At 38.2% G+C, this 20,856-nt stretch carries 18 protein-coding genes; 13 read left to right on the top strand and 5 right to left on the bottom strand.

What is annotated here, in order from left to right; all coding sequences use genetic code 11:
• Positions 1-28: 28 nt before the first annotated feature.
• On the bottom strand, positions 29-334 hold the full coding sequence (locus tag CNR22_23920) for a hypothetical protein (protein PBQ34691.1): 306 nt from the start codon (positions 332-334) through the stop codon (positions 29-31).
• A 147-nt stretch (positions 335-481) separates the two neighbouring features.
• On the opposite strand from CNR22_23920, the gene CNR22_23925 reads away from it, so the two are divergent.
• Both CNR22_23925 and CNR22_23930 read left to right on the top strand, forming a co-directional pair.
• The gene (locus tag CNR22_23925; GenBank protein PBQ34692.1) at positions 482-697 is read left to right on the top strand and encodes a DNA-binding protein; all 216 of its coding nucleotides are present in this window, start codon (positions 482-484) and stop codon (positions 695-697) included.
• Positions 698-797: 100 nt separating this feature from the next.
• Complete coding sequence (locus CNR22_23930; protein PBQ34693.1) at positions 798-1,106, top strand: hypothetical protein; 309 nt, start codon at positions 798-800, stop codon at positions 1,104-1,106.
• 465 nt (positions 1,107-1,571) lie between these two features.
• Here CNR22_23930 and CNR22_23935 read toward each other — a convergent pair whose 3' ends face one another.
• Positions 1,572-2,600, bottom strand: coding sequence for an IS110 family transposase (locus tag CNR22_23935; protein PBQ34694.1), 1,029 nt, complete (start codon positions 2,598-2,600; stop codon positions 1,572-1,574).
• 286 nt (positions 2,601-2,886) lie between these two features.
• On the opposite strand from CNR22_23935, the gene CNR22_23940 reads away from it, so the two are divergent.
• The 7 genes from CNR22_23940 to CNR22_23970 all read left to right on the top strand — a co-directional run bounded on the left by CNR22_23940 (position 2,887) and on the right by CNR22_23970 (position 9,088).
• Positions 2,887-3,234 (top strand): hypothetical protein, encoded by a 348-nt coding sequence (locus CNR22_23940; protein ID PBQ34695.1) that lies wholly within the window; start codon positions 2,887-2,889, stop codon positions 3,232-3,234.
• A gap of 488 nt (positions 3,235-3,722) precedes the next feature.
• Entirely contained in the window at positions 3,723-4,901 is a 1,179-nt protein-coding gene (locus tag CNR22_23945; protein ID PBQ34696.1) for a hypothetical protein, read from the top strand.
• Between the two features lie 109 nt (positions 4,902-5,010).
• Positions 5,011-5,760 (top strand): hypothetical protein, encoded by a 750-nt coding sequence (locus CNR22_23950; GenBank protein ID PBQ34697.1) that lies wholly within the window; start codon positions 5,011-5,013, stop codon positions 5,758-5,760.
• A gap of 204 nt (positions 5,761-5,964) precedes the next feature.
• Positions 5,965-6,942: a hypothetical protein gene (locus CNR22_23955; GenBank protein ID PBQ34698.1), complete on the top strand. Its 978-nt coding sequence runs from the start codon at positions 5,965-5,967 to the stop codon at positions 6,940-6,942.
• A 38-nt stretch (positions 6,943-6,980) separates the two neighbouring features.
• Positions 6,981-7,601 carry an alpha/beta hydrolase gene (locus CNR22_23960; protein ID PBQ34699.1) on the top strand — a complete coding sequence of 207 codons (621 nt, stop codon included), beginning with the start codon at positions 6,981-6,983 and terminating at the stop codon, positions 7,599-7,601.
• A gap of 15 nt (positions 7,602-7,616) precedes the next feature.
• Positions 7,617-7,955, top strand: coding sequence for a hypothetical protein (locus CNR22_23965; GenBank protein PBQ34700.1), 339 nt, complete (start codon positions 7,617-7,619; stop codon positions 7,953-7,955).
• 92 nt (positions 7,956-8,047) lie between these two features.
• Complete coding sequence (locus CNR22_23970; protein ID PBQ34701.1) at positions 8,048-9,088, top strand: hypothetical protein; 1,041 nt, start codon at positions 8,048-8,050, stop codon at positions 9,086-9,088.
• A gap of 583 nt (positions 9,089-9,671) precedes the next feature.
• Here the strand turns inward: CNR22_23970 and CNR22_23975 are convergent.
• Positions 9,672-10,934 carry a hypothetical protein gene (locus CNR22_23975; protein ID PBQ34702.1) on the bottom strand — a complete coding sequence of 421 codons (1,263 nt, stop codon included), beginning with the start codon at positions 10,932-10,934 and terminating at the stop codon, positions 9,672-9,674.
• A gap of 201 nt (positions 10,935-11,135) precedes the next feature.
• On the opposite strand from CNR22_23975, the gene CNR22_23980 reads away from it, so the two are divergent.
• The gene (locus CNR22_23980; protein PBQ34703.1) at positions 11,136-11,876 is read left to right on the top strand and encodes a DNA-binding response regulator; all 741 of its coding nucleotides are present in this window, start codon (positions 11,136-11,138) and stop codon (positions 11,874-11,876) included.
• Here the strand turns inward: CNR22_23980 and CNR22_23985 are convergent.
• The gene (locus CNR22_23985) at positions 11,853-13,397 is read right to left on the bottom strand and encodes a hypothetical protein (protein PBQ34704.1); all 1,545 of its coding nucleotides are present in this window, start codon (positions 13,395-13,397) and stop codon (positions 11,853-11,855) included. The two genes, CNR22_23980 and CNR22_23985, sit on opposite strands and share 24 nt — an antisense overlap.
• 49 nt (positions 13,398-13,446) lie before the next feature.
• The gene (locus tag CNR22_23990; protein PBQ34705.1) at positions 13,447-15,417 is read right to left on the bottom strand and encodes a recombinase RecQ; all 1,971 of its coding nucleotides are present in this window, start codon (positions 15,415-15,417) and stop codon (positions 13,447-13,449) included.
• A gap of 124 nt (positions 15,418-15,541) precedes the next feature.
• Here CNR22_23990 and CNR22_23995 point away from each other — a divergent pair, with 124 nt between their 5' ends.
• From CNR22_23995 to CNR22_24005, 3 genes are all read left to right on the top strand, one after another.
• A complete protein-coding gene (locus tag CNR22_23995) occupies positions 15,542-17,332 on the top strand; it encodes a sulfatase (protein ID PBQ34706.1) in 1,791 nt (596 codons plus the stop codon).
• A 138-nt stretch (positions 17,333-17,470) separates the two neighbouring features.
• Entirely contained in the window at positions 17,471-19,891 is a 2,421-nt protein-coding gene (locus tag CNR22_24000; protein PBQ34707.1) for a TonB-dependent receptor, read from the top strand.
• 71 nt (positions 19,892-19,962) lie between these two features.
• Complete coding sequence (locus CNR22_24005) at positions 19,963-20,814, top strand: flavin reductase (GenBank protein ID PBQ34708.1); 852 nt, start codon at positions 19,963-19,965, stop codon at positions 20,812-20,814.
• Positions 20,815-20,856 lie beyond the last annotated feature (42 nt).

A 20,856-nucleotide genomic window follows, 5' to 3' on the forward strand; every position in this document is an offset into this window, starting at 1 on the left:
TCTTGTCTTACAGCTAAGGTACGAAAATCTAATCCTTCAACTGTTTTTTCCTTTCTATCAAGTCGTCATATATCTCCAAAGCCAATCCTTCGAGCTTTTCATAAGATTTTATAAGATCAACTCTTTCCACTTTTTGGCGCAGTTCAAGATAGTGCTCAAACAGAGCTTCTCCCCGCTCATTATCTTTAATGCCAAGCAATATAAAAACTGTATCGCTTAATCCAAGCAAATAAAGTTCCGGCTGCAGACCGAGTTTGTCAAGACCAATATTGAGTTTGGAATTAATTAAGTCGTCTTTAATTAAAGAAAGAATAAGTTTTTTGTTATTTTTCATAGATTTAAATATTTGGAAAGTAAATAGTATTATGTAGATATTCGGGACAATATTATTTATATTCTACTTAAATTCCAAATATGTATGTAGAATTTCTCAACAAAAGACTAATAAGTCGATATTTATATCCTGATAATCAGGACAATTATGACAAAACTCGGTTTATTTTTGGCTAAAAAATCAATCAATAAAGCGGAGGTTTCCCGGAGAACAGGAATCAGTACTTCCCGTTTAAGTCAGTTGACTTTAAATGAAACTACAAAATTACAAGCTGACGAATTATATCTAATCGCTAAAGCAATTCACATAGACCCTTGTGAAGTTCTCAATGAAGTTTGCGGACATCTAAAACTCGCAAAATAAATCAACCATTACCCGCTGACCTGGGTGTATCGACCTAAACCCGTCAACCATACTCGTTGACCTGTGTATAATGCGTAAGAAAATTTCTAAAAAATAAAATATGAAAAATAAATGGAAATTGAGTTTCTGGATTCTTATGGTCATATTTATATCCACGACAACTTTTCTTGTTTATCAAATAGTTGACCAAGCCGTCACGTTAACCTACTTGCGCGACAGCGATGATGGAACAGAATCAGATTTAAAAGAACTTTCGCAAATTATAAAGGGAAAACTTGATTTTCACGACTTCAAGCAAATATCGGATCGATACCCCGACTTAACAGACTCCACTTATCTTGGTATGCATAATCTAAAGATCACATTTGGACCAGACTTGAAAATAACTTCTATAACAACGCAATGGTAACACAACTCAAAATTACCAATAACCGTTGACCTGGGTGTATCGACCTAAACCCGTTACCCATTACTCGTTGACCTGTGTGAAAGCCAGCCCGCATTTTACAAGTACATTTGGCGTTTTCTTTTACTGGCAAATAATTTTTTGTGCGCCAAATAAACTTGTAAAATCTCCAACAGCCTAAACCCCTATTAGGACGGGCGCTTTTCCAAAGCGCTTTCCTATCGCTCGCAAAAAAATAAACCAGTGCATTTTAAAATCCCCTAGACAAGTATTCCGTTCGACATCGTTTCAAAACAAATTTTCGGAACAGTTTCTCGTGGACATCCGGACATACTGTGTAGGGCGCACTAAACATAACAGCAAGCGTAGCGTTATGCCGGGCATCTTTTTATTTTAATATATCGGCGGACATTTGTACTTTTATAAAAATGCGGACGCCGGCACGAACGCCAGCTTGCGGTCCGATATCTATGATAATTCCAAATTAATTTTGGAATAGTTTTCCTGATAAGGAGTTCCTCTTTTTACAACAGCCATAACGCGTTTTATTAGTTTATTTCGAATGGAGTTAATTACCGTCATTTTGTGTTTTCCTTCCGTTACTTTTCTTTCATAATATTGTTTAATGTCTGGGACGTATCTTAATGCCGATATCGCAGCCATGTGCAACGTGGATTTAAGGTGCATATTTGCAAAGTTAGACGTGCCGGTTCTACCGCGCACACTTGTTCCGGAGGAATGTTCAAACGGCGCTACTCCGCAGTAACAAGCTAACTGCCTTACATTTTCCATTCTTGTAAAGGCATTCGTATAGATTAACAATTCTGTCGCCAATACTTTACCCACACACTTAACAGAGGAAATAAGACTGTACAATCTTTTTAATTCTTCATCCTGATTTATTAATTCCTCCATTCTGCCCTCAACTTTTTTCTTGCATGTCAGTAAACCTTTAAGGGCAGTTGAATTTAATTTTTCAAGTTCTTTACCCATACTTAAATCTACAAGTTTTAATTCCTGAATTGAAATACGGATGGATTGGTAAGCTTTTGAAAGTCTTTCGCGATTACTCAACAGATCTTTAAGCTTTTGAAGTGTTGTACCGCTCAATTTAACTAAAACGGCCCTGTCATTGTTAGTCATTGCATAGCGGGCAATTCTGTATGAATCGACTTTGTCGGTTTTACCCCTGGTCATTCCCATACTTCTTTTTAAGTGAAGAGCCGACTCCATCCAAACCTTGCATTGCTTTTGTAATAACTCTGATATTAACTGCCGCGTATATAATCCTGTATGCTCCAGACAAAACAAACAGCGTTCCACTGTGAAAAAATTCTTGTCTTTAAGCCATTTAAACAGGGTTTTAAATCCTGAATTATTATTCTCAAACTGGTGATAATCTTGGTATCCAGTTGCTGTAATAACACTGACATCCAGCGTTAGTTTTGAAACGTCGATTCCGACATAACAGTCTTGAATTTGGTCTGTTTTTTTCATAGATTTAATTTATGTTTAAATTAACCACGGTTATGATACGTCTCGAAACCTTAATAATAGGCCGCACTGCCTTAATATCTATTTGAGGCTTTCATAACCAGAAGACAGGGTCCGCAATCGGACTATAGGCCGTGAACCTTGTTAGCGCATTGGTCGCCCTGTCTTCGGTTAATTTGATTAATATCATTAAATTTAAATTCAAAATCTTTAGATTACAAGTCTAAAGGTTACCTGCAAGTGGCGGTCGGACTTCCGTTCAAATAAAAACGTTCAAATAAAATTTCTCATGGCCCTGGACATAACAAAATCAGTTGACATCATTGAGACGATGGAAAATTATATATCCAAAATTAGACCTGCACAAGAAATTAGAAATAAACTTGACTTTGGCTATGAAATCGACGGACAGAGTGTTATTCTCCAGGAAATTCGACCTAATTGGCGGGACCCTAGCGTCATTCAACGGTCTGGTTATGCCAAGACAACTTTCGTTCAGAAAAAAAATATCTGGAAAGTTTTTTGGTTACGTTCTGACTTGAAATGGTATTCGTACGATCCCAAGCCTACGGTTAAAAAACTTACCGACTTTTTAAAACTTGTCGACGAAGATAAACATCATTGTTTTAAAGGCTGACGTCTCTTCAATCGCCACAAGACGGGTAACAGTAAACGTGGCGCCACCGCGGACAAGAGACAGCTTGCTTTTGCACAGGCTCCGCTCAAATGTCCACAGGACATTTGCCGTATGCAAAACCAATTATAATTTGGTGCCTTCAGCGCGACGCCTCGACAAGTTCAGCGTAAGCTATAGTTTTGCTTTTGCTTAAAATATTTTAACTTCAATCCCGATAGCTACACGGATTAGCATCGGCGGTAGTGAATCCCAATAAAAATCAGAAGCTGCTGTGCCAGTTCGCAAAACATCCGTACATTTAAAAAAGCCAGCGTTACCGGGAAATGCCCCGAAAACATTCCTGACAGTATCCCACCATGACTCTACCACTAAAATATTTGGGATCTTTGTATCTGTTGCTACGCTTCCGATGCAATGGACAAGGTTATACAGGCTTTTTCTTGTTGTGTATTTTGTTTTTTTGTCATAATATAATTTTGGCGCAGCAAATGGTTTGGATGCAGCAAAACTCAGATGGGCAGGTAGTTGCCAATTTACATCCCAGGTTCAAGATTGATCCATTGCAACCCGTTTTTATGAGTAATTTTGATTATGTTGACAGGGTTCTCTGTGGAGACACCTTTTTCTCTCATCTGGACTTCCACTCCCCTCGCTGGGGAGATATGAAGGAGGATAAAACTTTTTCGATTTGTAACAGATCTCTTGATTTTAGTTTTCAATTTATTTTCTGCAATCATCATGGCTGGATAGGCAGTAGCGATCTTTATGAGCTACTTCGACTTCCCACCGGAAGTATGTCATGGTTTCCCGAAGAAAAAAACAGCTATAGAATGACCAGCTACCGTCATGACTATGTTTGCAGCAACGATTCACATGGCTACGACTCATACGACGATCAGGTCTGGCAGGTTGATAAGGATGGCCGTGTTGAGAGTATTTTTATCTATTCAAAAGACAGTGATGATTCAGTAGGAAAATTGTTGGAACGCGTAGATCTTGACTATACTTCCTTTGGAAAGATCCAGAAGATAACCTATAGAGAATTTTATGGTACGAAGACAGCCTGCACAAATCAGTGGCAGCGAGAGTGGTATTACGATGAGCAGCACCGCGAGGCAATGATGATAAATTATTCGGGTTCGCCACGCAAATTTAATAGCAACGAAATCAACAGCTATAATTACCTTTTAAATCAGGCAATCACATCACAGAGCACTGTATTTAAGGCTAAGCTTGACTCGAATAACATTGACAATATGGTGCTATACACTTATGGAACATTTGGTATTGAGCAGGTAAACGGTTATTACGCTCCAGCAGATTACACAAACATTCGACACTATTACACCGACAGTATTTTTTATAACCCGGAAGGAAAAATTGTGCGTTATGTGGGTGGGTACGATATGATGGGAAGTTCAGGAGAAATGCTTTACTGTTATGATAACGAAAGCTCACGCTTAATGAGCGTAACAGGCCGTAGTAAAGGCTGTATCTATAAAAAAGTTCAACAATGGTTTTCATACACCGATAATAAAGTAAGCTCTTTACGAGAAAAAATTTATGATTTACAGCCTGTTTACATGGCGGAAAAACAAAGTGATCCTGTTGAGAAACTACAGGAAGAAAGGCTCTACACCTACCGTTATAAATCAGCGAAAAAATAAAAATTATAAGACTACCAATTTTCTTCCTTTTTGACATTTATCAAAAAGCGCAGGCTTGAGTTGGGAGAGAGTCTTGTTTTTCTACATTTGAATTACAAACCCTAGGCAAATGAAAAAAACGTCTTCTGCATTTATTCTGATTCTTGCGCTGATTTTAATAAGCAAATTTTCATTCGCTCAGATTGTTGATCCGCCCCTTCGCTATCCCCGCACTACTACTAAACCCGAAAACAGACAAGACAAATTTTCTCTAGCACTACGGGGAAAAGCCATAAGTTTTTTTGTGATCGAAGACGCCTATTTTTCTACTGCAACACTTGGAACTGAATTGTCTTTTAAAGGCGGACATAGCTTCGGCCTTGACCTTTCCTTTTTTTACTGGCGGTTCGAATCGGACGATGAAAATGATGTAGCTCAGTACGAAACCTACGAAAAGCGAAACTACCTTTACGTGGATTACAAATACAGACTTCTTGCTTTAAAAACATGCGATTTTTATTTGAATGCTTATGATAAGATTGGATCCTACCGATCATGGGCGGAGGGTGTTGCCGAAGGGTATAACGAATGGGAAACCCCATTTTTATCGGATAAAACAAAAGGTGTTTTTAACCAAGCCGGATTTGGCTTAGGTCTTAAAAAATTTTACAGCGATCGCTTTTATCTCGACTTAAGCGCAAACGCCGGCAAGGTTTTCACAAAGAATAACAGTATTACCTATGACGCCAATTCCAAAGTACTTATTAAAACAAACAATGAAAAAGCCAGTAAGCCGGTTTTTTACATCCGTGTTAATTTTGGCTATATATTAAGAGGAAATTATTCAAAAAAGAGACCAGAGCATTTTGATAAGAATTAATTTTTGAGCGTTGATAGACTATTGCTGTTGATTCAGATAAAAAAACAGTCTCCAAAATTTTAAGTTTCGCCATTGAAGCACTAAGTTTTTTTAGATGCGTTAACAACGTGCTACCACTCCCATTTTCTCTGTGCTAATTCAATTGTTACATGTGTAAGATGAAAAGATTCAGGTAAAATTTTTATCTTTATCTAAATTCTATTTATGAAAATGAACACCCAAATTCTTTTTCACACGGTTCTTTTGTTAGCCGGGGTAAAAAGTTACTCGCAAACCCTTACCTGCACTTCTACTTGTCCAAAGATTGGTGAAATTTTCAGCATTAAAACTTCTTCTCCTGTGCTACATACAAACGGCAAAAACCAGGTTTGGAATTTTTCGCAGGTCTATTATCTTCAGGGTTCGACAAAAGTAAGCTATGCAGATGCTGCTTCCATTCCCTCGTCGAGCTTGTATCCTCTTGCCAATCTTGTCTGCCTGCAAGGAAATTCTGAAAAATTTCTCGAGGTGAGTGATGATGGAATTTTATTAGCGAATTCTACAACAGTGTCTGTAACTAATCAATCTGTATTACTTCCTCTGCCCTTCTCGTATGGCAGCATTCATACTGAAACACTAGTAACTACATCGCTTAGTGGTTTAGATACTTTAAAAATGACAGCCATCAAAAACATACAGGCAGTTGGTACCGGAACGCTAATACTTCCAACAGCCACCTATACAGACGTACTTAGAATAACAGGAACTTTAAGCGAATCGCAAACAGTAAACGGAACGTCTGACGGTTACACCTTAAACACTACAATACACTACTACTACTCTGAGAAAATTTCACATCCTTTATTATACTCCGATCAGAGATCGTCAAGTGGTGGTACTGATTACGGTCCTAACACCTGGTTTTTATCAGAAATTACAACAGGTATTAAAAGAGAAAACCTGGATGAGCAAAACACCTTGGTTGTAAGTCCAAATCCAGCATCAGACTTCCTTCATGTTACCACTGTTCGCTATGAAGAAGGGCAGCTTCGTTTATTTAATGCTTTGGGTGACCTGGTGCTAAGCAAGACGTTTTCAGAGACGGAAAGGCTGGATGTTAGTAAACTGTCTGAAGGTTTCTACACGCTGTGCATCCTGCAAAATGGAAAACTACAAAGTAAAAAAATTGTAATAGCACGCTGATTTTTTTACATTCGGTGTACTTAAATTCAATGCCAATCATGAAAAACAGAATCGTGCTTTTCTGCCTTTTAATAATTCCCTTTTCTGGAAGTTCGCAGAATTACATATTTTATTTACATGGAAAAATTGTGGAGAATCAAGGTCCCGAAGCGGTTGACAAGGTTAACGGTTATGGTGAGTACCGCTACTATGACATCCTGGATTCTTTGAAAAAAAATTCTACCAGGGTAATAAGCGAAGTAAGAGCAAAGGACACAGATTTAAGAGTTTATGCTCAGAAGATAAAAAGGGAAATAGACAGTCTTATAAAGATGGGCATCCCTCCTTCTAAGATAACGGTTATTGGCGCCTCCAAAGGTGCTTTAATTGCCATGTATGTTTCTGCCTTTGTAAAAAACAAAGCAGTGAACTATGTTTTTATGGCTGCTTGTTACAACAATGAAACTGAAACGGATCTTTACTTCTACGGAAACATCTTATCCATTTATGAAAAAAGCGACCTGGCAGGATCTTGCCAGGCTTACAGAACGAAATCATCCGGCATTACGCATTATAAAGAAATTCAAATTAACACAGGATTAAAACATGGATTCCTTTATCGCCCCATTTCCGAATGGATAAATCCTGCGAGGAACTGGGCAGCCGGAACATATAATTAATTACATTTGCTTTCTATGAAGTATCTATTTTCTCTTTGCCTTTTAATTTTGGTAAGTTGTCACAGCCATAAAACTGCTGAAAAAAAGTCTGACATTCCTGCCTGCGTGCAAAAAGCTGTAGAGAACTTTAAAAAAAATCCCTGTGAGAAAGGGCTAAGTGTGAAAGAATATACTTTCCAGGGAAAGGAAGTTTTTGTGTTTGGTCAGGATGGCTGCGGTAACGACATGACTTCTGAAGTAATGGACAGCAATTGCAAAAGTCTGGGTTTGTTAGGAGGTTTTGTGGGAAATGTAAAAATTAATGGTGAAGATTTTTCGAATGCCGTGTTTGTAAAAACGCTTTGGGAGAAGTAATAGCGTTATAAAAAACAGCGTCTTAATAACTGTAACAGGCAAAGCCCTAAAACCACCCAATTTTTAATACCTTTAAGTTTATATATTTTTTCGTGAGACCCATACACCTAATAATTTTAATTGCAGCTTTAACAGTTAGTGCCTGTAAAAAAAAGGATAAACCCCTTGAAGAGGAAACAGGTTCTACTCTGACAACCACAACGGGTTCAACAAACCCCAACCCCGAACCTCAGCCAGAATCTGATTGCAAGGACCTGCCTGAACCTCCAAAACCTTTTGGCTGGTATGACTCCACCGAAAATAAAGCAAAGACAGTAACCTCTTTTTTATTTGATCCCGTAAATCCGGATAGAATTATTTACGTAATTAACGGAGATGAATCGGGCTATAACAAACTCTTCTTTTACACCGTGCCTACAAAGCAATCTAAATACATATGTACGCTGGGAAGTTATTTGCCGGATGTAAACAAAAACGGATGGATTACTTTTAGTGATGTGGATAATAATATTTTTGTGGTAAAGAATAATTCGGACAGCGTGTACCAGTTAACTACCTATCAACATGGTAAAAATCCGAAATGGGATAATAGCGGAAGTTATATTTATTATTTCCAGGAAGCTTTTGCAGCATTTAATTCATCGATGATAAGAATAGATGTTTTGGGAAACCAGGCCGGCGTGTTCGACATGGATCTGCCTTATTTTACCAGCTTCAGAAATAGTTTTAAAACGTTGCTGGTAGAAAATAAAAACAATGCAGCCAATGTAAAAATCAGAGACTTTACAAACCTCGGCGATGAGAGGATACTTTTAAGTGGCCCGATGTACAGCAATGGAACACACTTCAATTTTAATAATCTTACTCTTGATAAGACGGATGAGAATTTTTTCTGGTCCAACTCGTATGGTATTTTTCGCTGCAACATAAGTTCTTTAAAGGTAGACACGCTTTTAAAAAATTGTCCCAACCAGATTTATAGAAATCCGGTAATTTCGTTTAAAAATAATGAGTTGACGTACACGCGTGAGTACATTACAGTATTAAGCTCATATCGTCTTTACCATGAGTTTAAATGCATGGAAATGAACCTTACTACGAAAGTATCATCGGAGGTTAAGATCTATCCTTAAGATAGTCATTTAAAATTTAATTAGTTTTTTTGAATTTGAATAAGATCAGACTTATTCTTTAATTAGTTATACTATTTTCTGGTGACCTTTTGGCCGGGAAATCCGCAGAAACCGCATCCGAACCTATGTGTTCTACTGTTTGCATACTACCATTTTGCAATGAGCCCCGCATTAAGTATCTGACTAAACAAGAGTTTTCTAAAAGTGATTGAGACTATTATTTGTAAGTGATTTCATTTAAACCAGATTAGCGGTATGGCCTTAAAGTTACTGCGCACTGATAAAATCTGATTGAAAATGAGTAGCTGACTGAATCTACCCGGTAAATTCCCAACATGGCCTACACCGTATCCAACTCAAAGACTTAGAACCGTAAGTTTGTTTACATTAATTTTAAGCGGATTTATTAAAGGAGTTCTTACACCCAATGAGAATTACGGATCATTTGGCTAGAAGTCTTTACAGAGAAAGACTTCTAGCTCCTGATTTTTTGGGCAAATATGATTTTGGTGTTAACAATTCTTTTAGTCGTAAGTATTTTGAAATAAACAAAATCAATTTAGTGTTTCAATGAAGATCAAACTTATTCTTTGATCAACTTTGCCGTTTTCTTCTGGCCATTATCCATTTTTACCGTTACAAAATATACTCCTGATTTCAGATTGCTGACATTTACCTGCGTTTCGCCACTAAATTTCTCATCCAGAATTATCTGCCCTGTCACACTGGTAATACTAACTACTGACAAGGCTTTGCTTCCTGATTTAATACTTACAAAATCATGCGCAGGATTAGGATATATAGTGAGATTTAAGTCCTTATTACTTCGTGATTCTATGCCTGTAATCGACATATCAATAGTTTCATCTTCAGACATATTTTTTCCACACCTTCTTACATAAACCATTTGACTGGCTATTGGTAAAATATTACCACATGAAGTAAGAATGGATACAGTTATTAACTGTGGGCCTAAACCATATCCTGTTGTCACTGTAATTACATTGGTAGAAGAATTTCCTGTCCAGCCTACCGGTAAAGTCCAGTTAAATGTTGCGCCTGTTATTGGAGGTACGGAATAGGTATATTCGCTTCCTGCACATGGCTCAATTTCTCCTGTTAATGGAATAGTGCATGCAGTGAAAAGTTGATATATTTCCTGCGGTGTTAAAACTCTGTCATAAAGATAATAATCATCCAAACTTCCCTCGAACCAGCGGATAGGATTTGGGAAGTTACTATCGTTACCGATCACAATAGGGGTTTGACCACCGGTATTTAGAATCTGGGTGCCGTTTCCAACGCCACAGGCTTGCGAAGAAACTAACAGAGCATCCACGTAAAAATCTACGCTGTTTAATTGCTGATTTCCTGAACCGTCATAAACGAGAGCAATGTGATGCCAGTTATTGTCAGTAATACAGGAATTACCCTTGGTTATTTGCTGTACGGCAATATCAAGGCCTAACCCCGCACATCCATAATTATATTGTGCCTGAAAAGCTTCGGCAATACCACCCGAACCATAAGTAAATAGCGCCATGGTACCGTTATTATTTGTTTTAGCCCAGAAAGCCACAGACCGTGAACTATTGCCCTGTGGACCCGGAGCTAGCATTTTAATGTAATCAGTGATCCCGTTAAAGTAATAAGCGCTATTGGCATTATTACAACGGTCAGATACTAAAGTTGCACCGAATACAGTGCCATCATTCCCGCTTGAAGAAAGATCGTTGGCATTGCCTGAAAACTCCCATCTGCCAATAAGACCGGCAGTTGGTATTTGGGCGTACAACAAGCTGTTAAAAACTATAGCAGCGGCTAGAAAAATTGGTTTTGTTTTCATTTTAAATTAATATTAGTGGGTTTGTTGCACGAAATTAATGCAGGTAAGCCGAAGTGTATCAGTGAAATGATTAGTTCACAGGATCTAATGAGTAATTCACATTAAATTTTATTGAGACTGCGGATTATTTCCTTTAATTTTATAAAGTTTTCGATAACAACTGGTATATTTTTTTTACTGTAAGATGAGTAGTAAGTAAGTATGAACGCGATAATTATTGATGATGAAAAAATTGGTGCTAACACCCTGCAGACACTACTCACTAAGCATTGCGGACACGTTAACCTGCTGGCTATAAAACATTCAGCGCCAGAGGGAATAAAAAGTATTTTGGATCTTAAGCCTGACCTTGTTTTTTTAGATATAGAAATATCTCCGGATACCGGCTTTGATGTAATAGATGCTACCAATCATCTCAATTACAAAGTGATCTTTACCACAGCGTATGATAATTATGCTTTAAAGGCCTTTAAAATACAGGCTATTGATTACCTCTTAAAACCTATTGACACAGAAGAACTTATACAAGCTGTGCAACATGCGCATTTAAGGATCAAGGAAAACGATAAGAGAACTAATGAACAATTAGAGACTTTTTTTAAAAGTATTAAGAATCCAGCTAAAAAAATATCACTTCCTACCGGTAAAGGGTTAACGCTGGTAGCGCCCGGCGAGATTATTTACCTCGAGTCTGATTCAAACTACACTAAAGTATTTTTAAAAACGGGTGAAAAAATTTTAATTTCCAAAACACTAAAGGACCTGGCCGAAAAATTCAGCGGTACTATTTTTTGTAGAGTTCATGCTGCTTACACGGTTAATCTAGATGAAATCGATCAATACATAAAAGGTGATGGTGGCTACCTGATCCTTAAAAATAAAGCATCCATTCCTGTTTCCAGAGCCTATAAACAAGAGCTACTTAACAAGATCGGACTTTAGAAATTTTTCGTTCCCAAAAAGAGGTATTTTTATTTTTATTGTCGTTCCAGAATTTTCAGGTTTGTCAATGATGGTGAGATTACAATCGAGAGAATAAATTTTATTTACAAGTACTAGACGCGCCCTGATAAAATCAATAGCAAGAGATTTATTCCCTTCCAGTTGGTAGTTTTTTTTCCTGCGGCCTGTGCCATTGTCATCAATTGTACACTCTACATATTTTTCGTTAATGGATTTAAATAAAATAGTAATTTGTTTATCCCCCTGTTTATTTTTAAGTCCATGCCAGATGGCATTTTCAACAAAAGGTTGTACCATAAGTATTGGAATATGACAATCTACCAAGGACGAAAAGCCTTCGGTTTTTACAGAACTTTGTATTTGGCCTTCAAATTTCAAATTCTCTATTTCGATAAATTGTTTGAGAAGCTCGATCTCAGATTCAAGTGAAATAGTGTCTGATAAATTACTTTCTAACGTTTTGCGGAGCAGGCGTGAAAATTTCACGAGATAAACATTAGCTTGTTCAATTTCCTCATTTAAAATGAGACTTTGGATCGAATACAATGAATTATAAACAAAATGAGGATTCATTAAAGCCCTGTTCACGCGCAGTTCCATTTCGAGCAATTTATTCATTAATTCAAGTCTTTCTTTTTCTTTTTTCTGTTTTTTACGAAGCCTGTATCTAATAAAAAAATAAAAGAGCATAAGTAGTGCCAGTACAGCATTTACTATTAACGCTCCTTTTAAAATGACTCTGTTTGAATTAGGATTTGGTGCATCGTACAAGACTTGCACTTCCTCATCAGTAAGCACCTTATCATAGAATTCCACATCATCTAAACTTCCCATGAGGAAGCGACTGTTTCTTTTATTAGCCGTAACACCCATCAGAACTGAATCGGACTCCAGGTAAATGTTCCCGAAATTTTTCACCAGCTTTCCCTGGAGCTCCCCGTCCAGATAAAAAGCAATAAATGTATCATCGAACGTTAAAACTGTATGATGCCATTCCTGAATCGGCATTTCATGTTTACTGGTTATAACCATCTGTTTTAAAGAATCTTTTGCACAGTTTACCGACAGAATACCGGTTTCGTAGTTATAATAAATACTATAGGACTCGTAAAAATCATCGCATGTGGTATATTTTGTAAGGATAATGGGGTTTATCTTACTCCCTGCGCCCGACGATACTTTACTTATAAGATTTACCCATAAAGAAATACTTCCAACCCTTGGCTTCAGTAATTTGTTCTTACCCAGATTAATGTAACTATTTTCGTTTCCGTATAAATAAATGGCGCTATTTGGATTGCCAAATCTATCTTCCGTATATCTCACTCCTACTAACTTAGCTTCAATGCCCCCTAAATTATCTCTGTTGCTTTTATTATTAAAAGAAAAATTCGCGACCGGGTAAGGTGAAATTTCAGACTGAGAGCAAAGCAAAGTATGCAGTGCCACAAAAAAAAGCAGGTATAATTTCTTAGATCTCAAAAAATCTTTTGTCTGCAATAATAGTTAATTAATTTTAGAAAGAAAGAAGCTTATAAATTAGCGCCTGTTACCTTCCAAGATAGTAAATGTCTTCATCCACTAAAATTACACCGTCGTCAATAAGCTCGTTAAAAGCTTTGATCCAGGTTTCACTGTTATTGCTTTTCATTTTTTCTTTCAGATCTTCCAGCGAATGCTGAGAAGTTTGCAGAATGGTGAGGATTTTATTTTTTACAGTTTCGTAGTCTTTCGGACGTTTTGAGATACACACATCGCAATGTCCACAATCGCTGTAATTAAATTCATTAAAATACATGAGCAACTGTACTTGCCTGCAAAGCTGATCATTGTTAGTATAATCGATAACTGAACTGATTTTTGAGCGGTAATTTTCTTTTAGCTTATGGTAGTTCTCCGGATTAAATTCCAAAAATTTAGTAGTTATCCGATCCTGCATAAAAACGAGTTTAGGCAAAGAAGATTGGGGAACGTAAGAAATAATTTCCTGCTTATCTAAATAAGCCAAATGTTCTGCGATGGTTGCAGCGCTAATCTTTACGCGATAAGCCAGGTCTTTTTCGTTGATGTGTACGTAATTTTCAAAAAGGCCGCCATAACTTCGCAGCAAGGTTTTTACAAGGGGTTCAAATTTTGGATAGAGTAATTCGAAATGGTAAATATCTTCTTTGTTAGCTGTAAACAATACCTTAGAAGGCTCGAAACCTCCGTCAAGGAAGGAAACATAATTTTCTTTCTCTAAAAACTTTATGCTGTTGTAAACTAAAATCGGAGAGAGATTATAGCTCTTGCATATTTTATCAATATCAAATTCCACGCTGGTTCCTTGCCCCGCGCCAATAGCCACCTGAAAATAATTGCAAATAGCCTGGTAGGTAGTTCTGATAAAATCCAGTTCAGGAAAAGCGAATTGAAAATTATCGAGTAATTTTTGCTGATCGGCTTTGGTGAAAAAAATAGTAGAATAAGCAATCTTTCCATCACGGCCTCCCCTGCCCGCTTCCTGAAAGTAAGCTTCGAGGCTTTCGGGCAGATCGAGATGCACTACGAAACGCACATCCGGCTTATCGATGCCCATGCCGAAAGCATTGGTAGCGCAAATAACCTGTACTTTATTATCGATCCACTGCTGCTGAACATTTTGGCGTTCCTCGTATTTTAGTCCGGCATGGTAAGCCATAGCGGAAATCTTATTGCGTTTTAAAAAACCAGCCAGCTCTACCGTCTTCTTCCGGTTACGCACGTAAACCAAACCTGATCCACCAATGTTATTTATTAGCTTAAAGAGCCGGTTAATTTTATCTTCTTCGAGTTGCACAACGTAGCGCAGATTTTTGCGAACGAATGATTGCCGAAAAACAGCTTGATCTTTAAACTCGAGTTGTTTCTGAATATCCTCTACCACGTGTTTGGTGGCACTAGCGGTAAGGGCAATGATTTTAACGTCTGGAAAGTAAGTGCGCAGCACGGAAATGTTAAGATAACTGGGACGAAAATCGTAACCCCACTGAGAGATGCAGTGCGCCTCATCTACGGCAACCAGTGTAATTGGTAAATAGGAAATTTTCTGAACGAAAGTTTCATTCTGCAAACGTTCGGGAGAAATATAAATAAACTGAACATGCCCCCTTGCCGCGTTATTCAGGGCAACATCTATCTCTTTAAAATTCATGGCGGCACTTATTGCAACCGCTGAAATACCCCGTTTTTGAAGATTTTGCACCTGGTCGTTCATCAGAGCAATCAATGGGGAAATTACCAGGGTGGTTCCACCGAGCACTAGTCCTGGTACCTGGAAACACAAGGATTTTCCACCCCCTGTAGGAAGCAGTGCCAGCGTGTCGTGTTTATTTAGAACAGAAAGAATAATATCCTCCTGCAAAGGCCGGAAACTGTCAAATCCCCAGTACTTTTTTAACAGGCTATGAATATCTTCTTTTATATTTGCGCTCAAAACTTCGCTAATTTCAGTAATTTTCAGAAATAATCGCGATTTAATTTCCTGAAAAGCAGGGTCCAACTAACAAGAAAATAAAACTGAAGTGATTTCCACCTATTTAAACCAAGTACTTCTGCTCATAAAGCGTTTATTGATTTGTTACCTGGCATATTTTATTTGCCGCCTGCTTTTTTATTTCGCCAACATGAGTTATTTCCGCAGTGCCGGATTTTGGGACATTGCCAAAGATTGTTTTTATGGATTGCGTACAGACTCCTTTAGTATAGTTATATCCAACAGCCTGTTTATCTTACTCTCCCTTCTTCCTTTAAATATCTTTTGGAATAAGGCTTACCAGAAACTGCTCAAATACGTTTTTGTTATTTTCAATACCATTTTTATTGCTGTTAACTGTATCGATATAGGTTATTTTCCTTACATCCGTAAGCGTTCAAGCGCTGATCTTCTGAAACAGGTGGGTGGTCAGAGTGACGTGATGAACCTGATTCCCCAATTTCTGAAAGATTTCTGGTATGTGCTTTTGTTTTTCATAGTGCTGATTCTACTCCTTAATTGGCTTTACAAACGCATAGAAGTTTTTTCAGAAAAGAAGTACACGTTTTCCCATATTGGACAATGGCTTGTAATTTTTCTTGTTTTTTTAGGCAGTACCACCTTAGCCGTAATTGCCGCGCGTGGAGGTTTGCAAAGAGTTCCTATAACCATTGTAGATGCAGGCGCAGCGACCAATTCTGAAGAAGTTCCCATTGTTTTGAATACCCCTTTCACCATTATAAAATCGATGGAAGATAAAGCTGTAGAAGAATACATTTTTTATACAGAAGCCGAATTAAAAGCAAAATACAATCCTATTCATGAATACAAAGATTCTGTTTTTAAGAAACAAAATGTGGTCATTCTTATTCTTGAAAGTTTTGCTAAAGAATATACAAAGCTCGGACGCCACAGTTATACGCCTTTTTTAGATAGTTTAATGGACAAATCGCTGGTTTGCAGCAATGCTTTTTCAAATGGATCAAAGTCTATTGAAGGTATTCCTGCTATCTTATCAAGCATGCCATCGTTAATGGAAAATCCTTTTATTAATTCGCTTTATTCTTTAAATGACCAAACCTCGCTGGCAACAGTATTGGGAGCGGAAGGCTACCAGACTGCTTTTTTTCACGGCGGCATTAATGGTACAATGAATTTTGATGCCTGGGCTTCTTTAGCGGGCTACCAGGCTTACTACGGAAGAAACGAGTATGGTAATGACGATGACTTTGATAATTTCTGGGGAATATGGGATGAACCCTTTTTACAGTACTCTGTAAGAAAAATGAGTGAATTCAAACAACCTTTTCACAGCTCTATTTTCACTTTAAGCTCACACCATCCCTACATGATACCGGTTCAGTACAAAAATAAATTTCCTAAAGGAGATCTTGAAAACTCAGAATCTGTTGGGTATGCAGACTATGCCCTGCGTAAATTTTTTAGTGCCGCACAAAAAACCAGCTGGTACAAAAATACCCTTTTTGTATTAACAGCAGATCATGGGAGTCTTTCGGATGATCCCTTTTACAGCAATGTTGTGGGTAACCAAACCATCCCTATTTTATTTTTTAAACCCGATAATTCTTTAACTGGAATTCACAAAGAGGTTTTTTCACAGGTAGATATATTACCAAGCGCATTGCATCTGCTGGGATACAATAAACCCTTCTTTAGTTTTGGTGAATCTTTTGCTGAGAAAAAACATGGGAACGATTATTTTTATGCAAATGCTACTCATCATCTCTACAAGGACTCGGCCCTTTATTGTTTTAAAGTTCCAGACCTGTTTCAGGTGTATTATTACAAACATGACAGTACACTGTCGCAACAACTTTTAAACAAGCTACCTGCTCTTGATTCAGCGGCAACTGTTGATTTCAGAGCTTTTATTCAGGCTTACAACCATACGTTGCTTCACAATACAGGACGGGTAAAATAAATGCTTCCCTAAATAATAATATCTCCCTATATTCGTTATCTTAATAAATTTCTGAAAGCACTTAGACCACATATCCTCTTTATTTTTATTTGTTTTGTTTCGCTGGCGAAGGCACAAACGGCTACTATATCCGGAATTGTGAGAGGTACGGATAACGAGGCTATTACGGGCGTAGTAGTAGGTGTAAAAGAGAACCCGAAAATTTCGACTACTAGTGATGAAACCGGACTTTATTCGCTTGAGATTGAGGCAGGAAAATTAATCACACTGGTATTTATAAATATCAGCTACGAGCAGCGCACTCACACTGTTATAGCTAAAGCCGGTGAAAACATTAGTTATTCACCCACACTGAATTTTAAAAACACTTTTACAACCGTTGAAATTACTTCCGGGGCGCGCTATGAAGAAGTTGTGCGACTAAATCCTCAAATTATATCTGCCATTCCTGGTCGCGACGATGTTGAAAGTATGATTAAAACCCAGGCAGGGGTGAGCAGTAACAACGAGCTAAGCAGCGGTTACAGTGTGCGTGGCGGTAACTTCGATGAAAACCTGGTTTACGTAAACGACATTGAAGTGTACCGTCCTTTTCTTGTTCGCAGTGGGCAACAAGAAGGTTTAAGTTTCGCGAATCCGAATATGGTGTCCAACATTAATTTTTCTGCGGGAGGATTTGATGCAAAGTATGGAGATAAACTCAGTAGCGTTTTGGATATTACTTATCGCAAGCCTTTAAAATTTGCAGGAAATGCCTCAGGTAGTTTTTTAGGAGGAAATGTGCAGTTGGAAGGCATCTCAAAAAATCGCCTCGTTGCCTGGAACGTAGGTGCAAGGTACCGTACCAACAGCTATTTATTACAAAGCCTTGACACAAAGTTAAATACCACGGGCGGCTACAGGCCAAGTGCTATGGATGTACAAAGCTTCCTGACCTTTGATGTGAATCCTAAATTAAGGATTGAATTTCTGGGCAACATTGCGAACAATAAATATCTGGTAAAGCCTGTAAATCGTCAAACCGATTTCGGAACCGTGAGTGAAGCCATTCGTGTTACCATGTATTTCGACGGACAGGAATTGATGCAGTATTCTACTTACATGGGAGGACTCTCTGCAACATTCCGCCCCAATACATTAACAAAATTAAAGCTCATTGCCTCGGCTTACAGAGCTAATGAGCAGGAAGTTTACACCATTCAGGGGCAGTATTATATTGACCAGTTAGAAGCTGATCTTGGTAAACCAAACTTTGGTCAGGTGGCATTTAACCGTGGTGTTGGTACGTTTTTAAACAATGGCAGAAATTATCTGACGGCGAATGTTTACAACCTTGAACACAAGGGCACGCGCACTATTAATAGCAACAATGAGTTATTATGGGGAGTACGCGAACAATTTGAAAAAATTGAGGATAAACTGGGAGAGTGGCGCACGGTAGATTCTGCCGGGTTTAATGTGCCTTACAGTCCAACCGAAATAAATCTTACCGATGTTTACAAAACCACTATTACGCTTCCCAGTTGGAGATCACAAGCCTATCTTCAGTTCAATCATTCTTCTACTTTAAAAGGAGGGGCTGTTTTTAGGGCCAGCGGAGGCGTTCGTGCCAATCACTGGACGGTAAATAATCAAACGGTTTTTTCACCGCGTGTAAGCTTTGCACTAAAACCAGACTGGAAGCGCGATTGGCTGTTTAAGCTCAGCGGCGGATTTTATTATCAACCCCCGTTTTACCGTGAACTCAGAAATATAGACGGCACAATTAATAAAAATGTAAAAGCACAACGGTCAATCCATGCCGTGTTTACGAGTGATTACGTCTTCCGCATGTGGAACCGCCCTTTTAAATTAATGATGTCTGCTTATTTTAAACAACTTAACGCTATTGTTCCTTATGAAATTGACAATGTAAGGATCCGTTATTTCGCGAACAACAATACCAAAGGGTATGCAACCGGAGCCGATGTAAGGATTAACGGTGAATTTGTGAAGGGGGTTGAAAGTTGGGCTACCATTGGTGTTTTAAGAACTTACGAATATTCAAAAGACAACATTCACTATGTTTATTATAACAAAGATGGTGAGAAAATCATAAGAGGTTCTACTTTTGACCAGGTGCGTGCGGATAGTCAGAGAGTTGATCCGGGTTATATCCCCCGTCCCACTGATCAGCTTATTACTTTTGGATTATTTTTCCAGGATAATTTGCCGCGGTATCCTTCTATCAAGTTTAACCTCAATCTTCAATTTGGAAGTGGTCTGCCTACAGGACCTCCCACACATTTACGCTGGCAGCAAACACGGCGTATGCCACCTTACCGTCGTGCCGATGCAGGATTGGCTTATAATGTATTGAAGGCGGATCGCGAAATGAAACGTAAAAACTACTTTAATAATCTGAAAGAGATGTGGATCTTTTTAGAAGTGCTCAATTTGCTTCAGATTCAAAATACGGTGTCGTACACCTGGATCACCGATGTAACAGGCAACCAGTATGCGGTTCCTAATTACCTTACTAACCGCCAGGTAAACGTTAAGTTGCAGATTCGCTTTTAGCGAAAATTCATTTCCTAATAATTCTCAAAATCACTTTCAGATTCTTGGCTTTTTTGTAATTTTGAAGGCTTATGTTAACACTAAATCCTAAAGAATTAGCCATTCCTGTTTTGCAAAAATACCTGCAAAACGCGGTAGCTCCACGTCCTATTTGCTTCGCAAGCACTGTGAACAAAGACGGTGAACCCAACCTGGCTCCTTTTAGCTTCTTTAATATTTTCTCATCCAATCCCCCCATTGCAGTTTTTTCGCCGGCTTACAGCGGACGTACAGGCGCTGCCAAAGACACTTTGTTGAATATTCTTGAAGTGCCTGAAGTAGTAATTAATGTGGTAACTTATAATATGGTTCAGCAGACCAGCCTGGCCAGCAGTCCTTTTGCAAAGGGTGTGAATGAATTTATCAAAGCAGGATTTACCCCACTTGCATCTGACCTGATTAAACCTTTTCGTGTGAAAGAGAGTCCGGTTCAACTGGAGTGTAAGGTGGTGGAGATAAAAGAACTTGGAAAAGCAGGAGGTGCCGGTAACCTTGTTATCTGCGAAATTATAAGAATTCATATTGAAGACTCTGTTCTTAATGACGACAACCAGATAGATACCCGCAAGATTGACCTCGTAGCCCGTATGGGCGACAATTGGTATTGCAGAGCCAGCGGAGATGCATTATTTGAAGTAAAGAAGCCTATTACAACTATTGGAATTGGCTTAGATCAGATTCCATTTGCCATTCGTAACAGCACTGTGTTAAGTGGAAATAATCTTGGACTTTTGGGAAGTGTGGAGGAATTACCAGGTGCAGAAGAAATTGCAGAATTTAAAAAAACCATAAGCTCATTTTCCACTACCGAAGAGCAGCATCTGTTTGCAAAAACATTACTGGAAGCCCACAAGGTGAAAGAAGCCTGGATGGTGTTACTTTAATTTGATAATTTCCCGATTTGTTAATTGAGAAATTTCTTTAAA

It is taken from the genome of Sphingobacteriaceae bacterium (assembly GCA_002319075.1).
In the GTDB taxonomy this organism is placed as follows: domain Bacteria; phylum Bacteroidota; class Bacteroidia; order B-17B0; family Aurantibacillaceae; genus Aurantibacillus.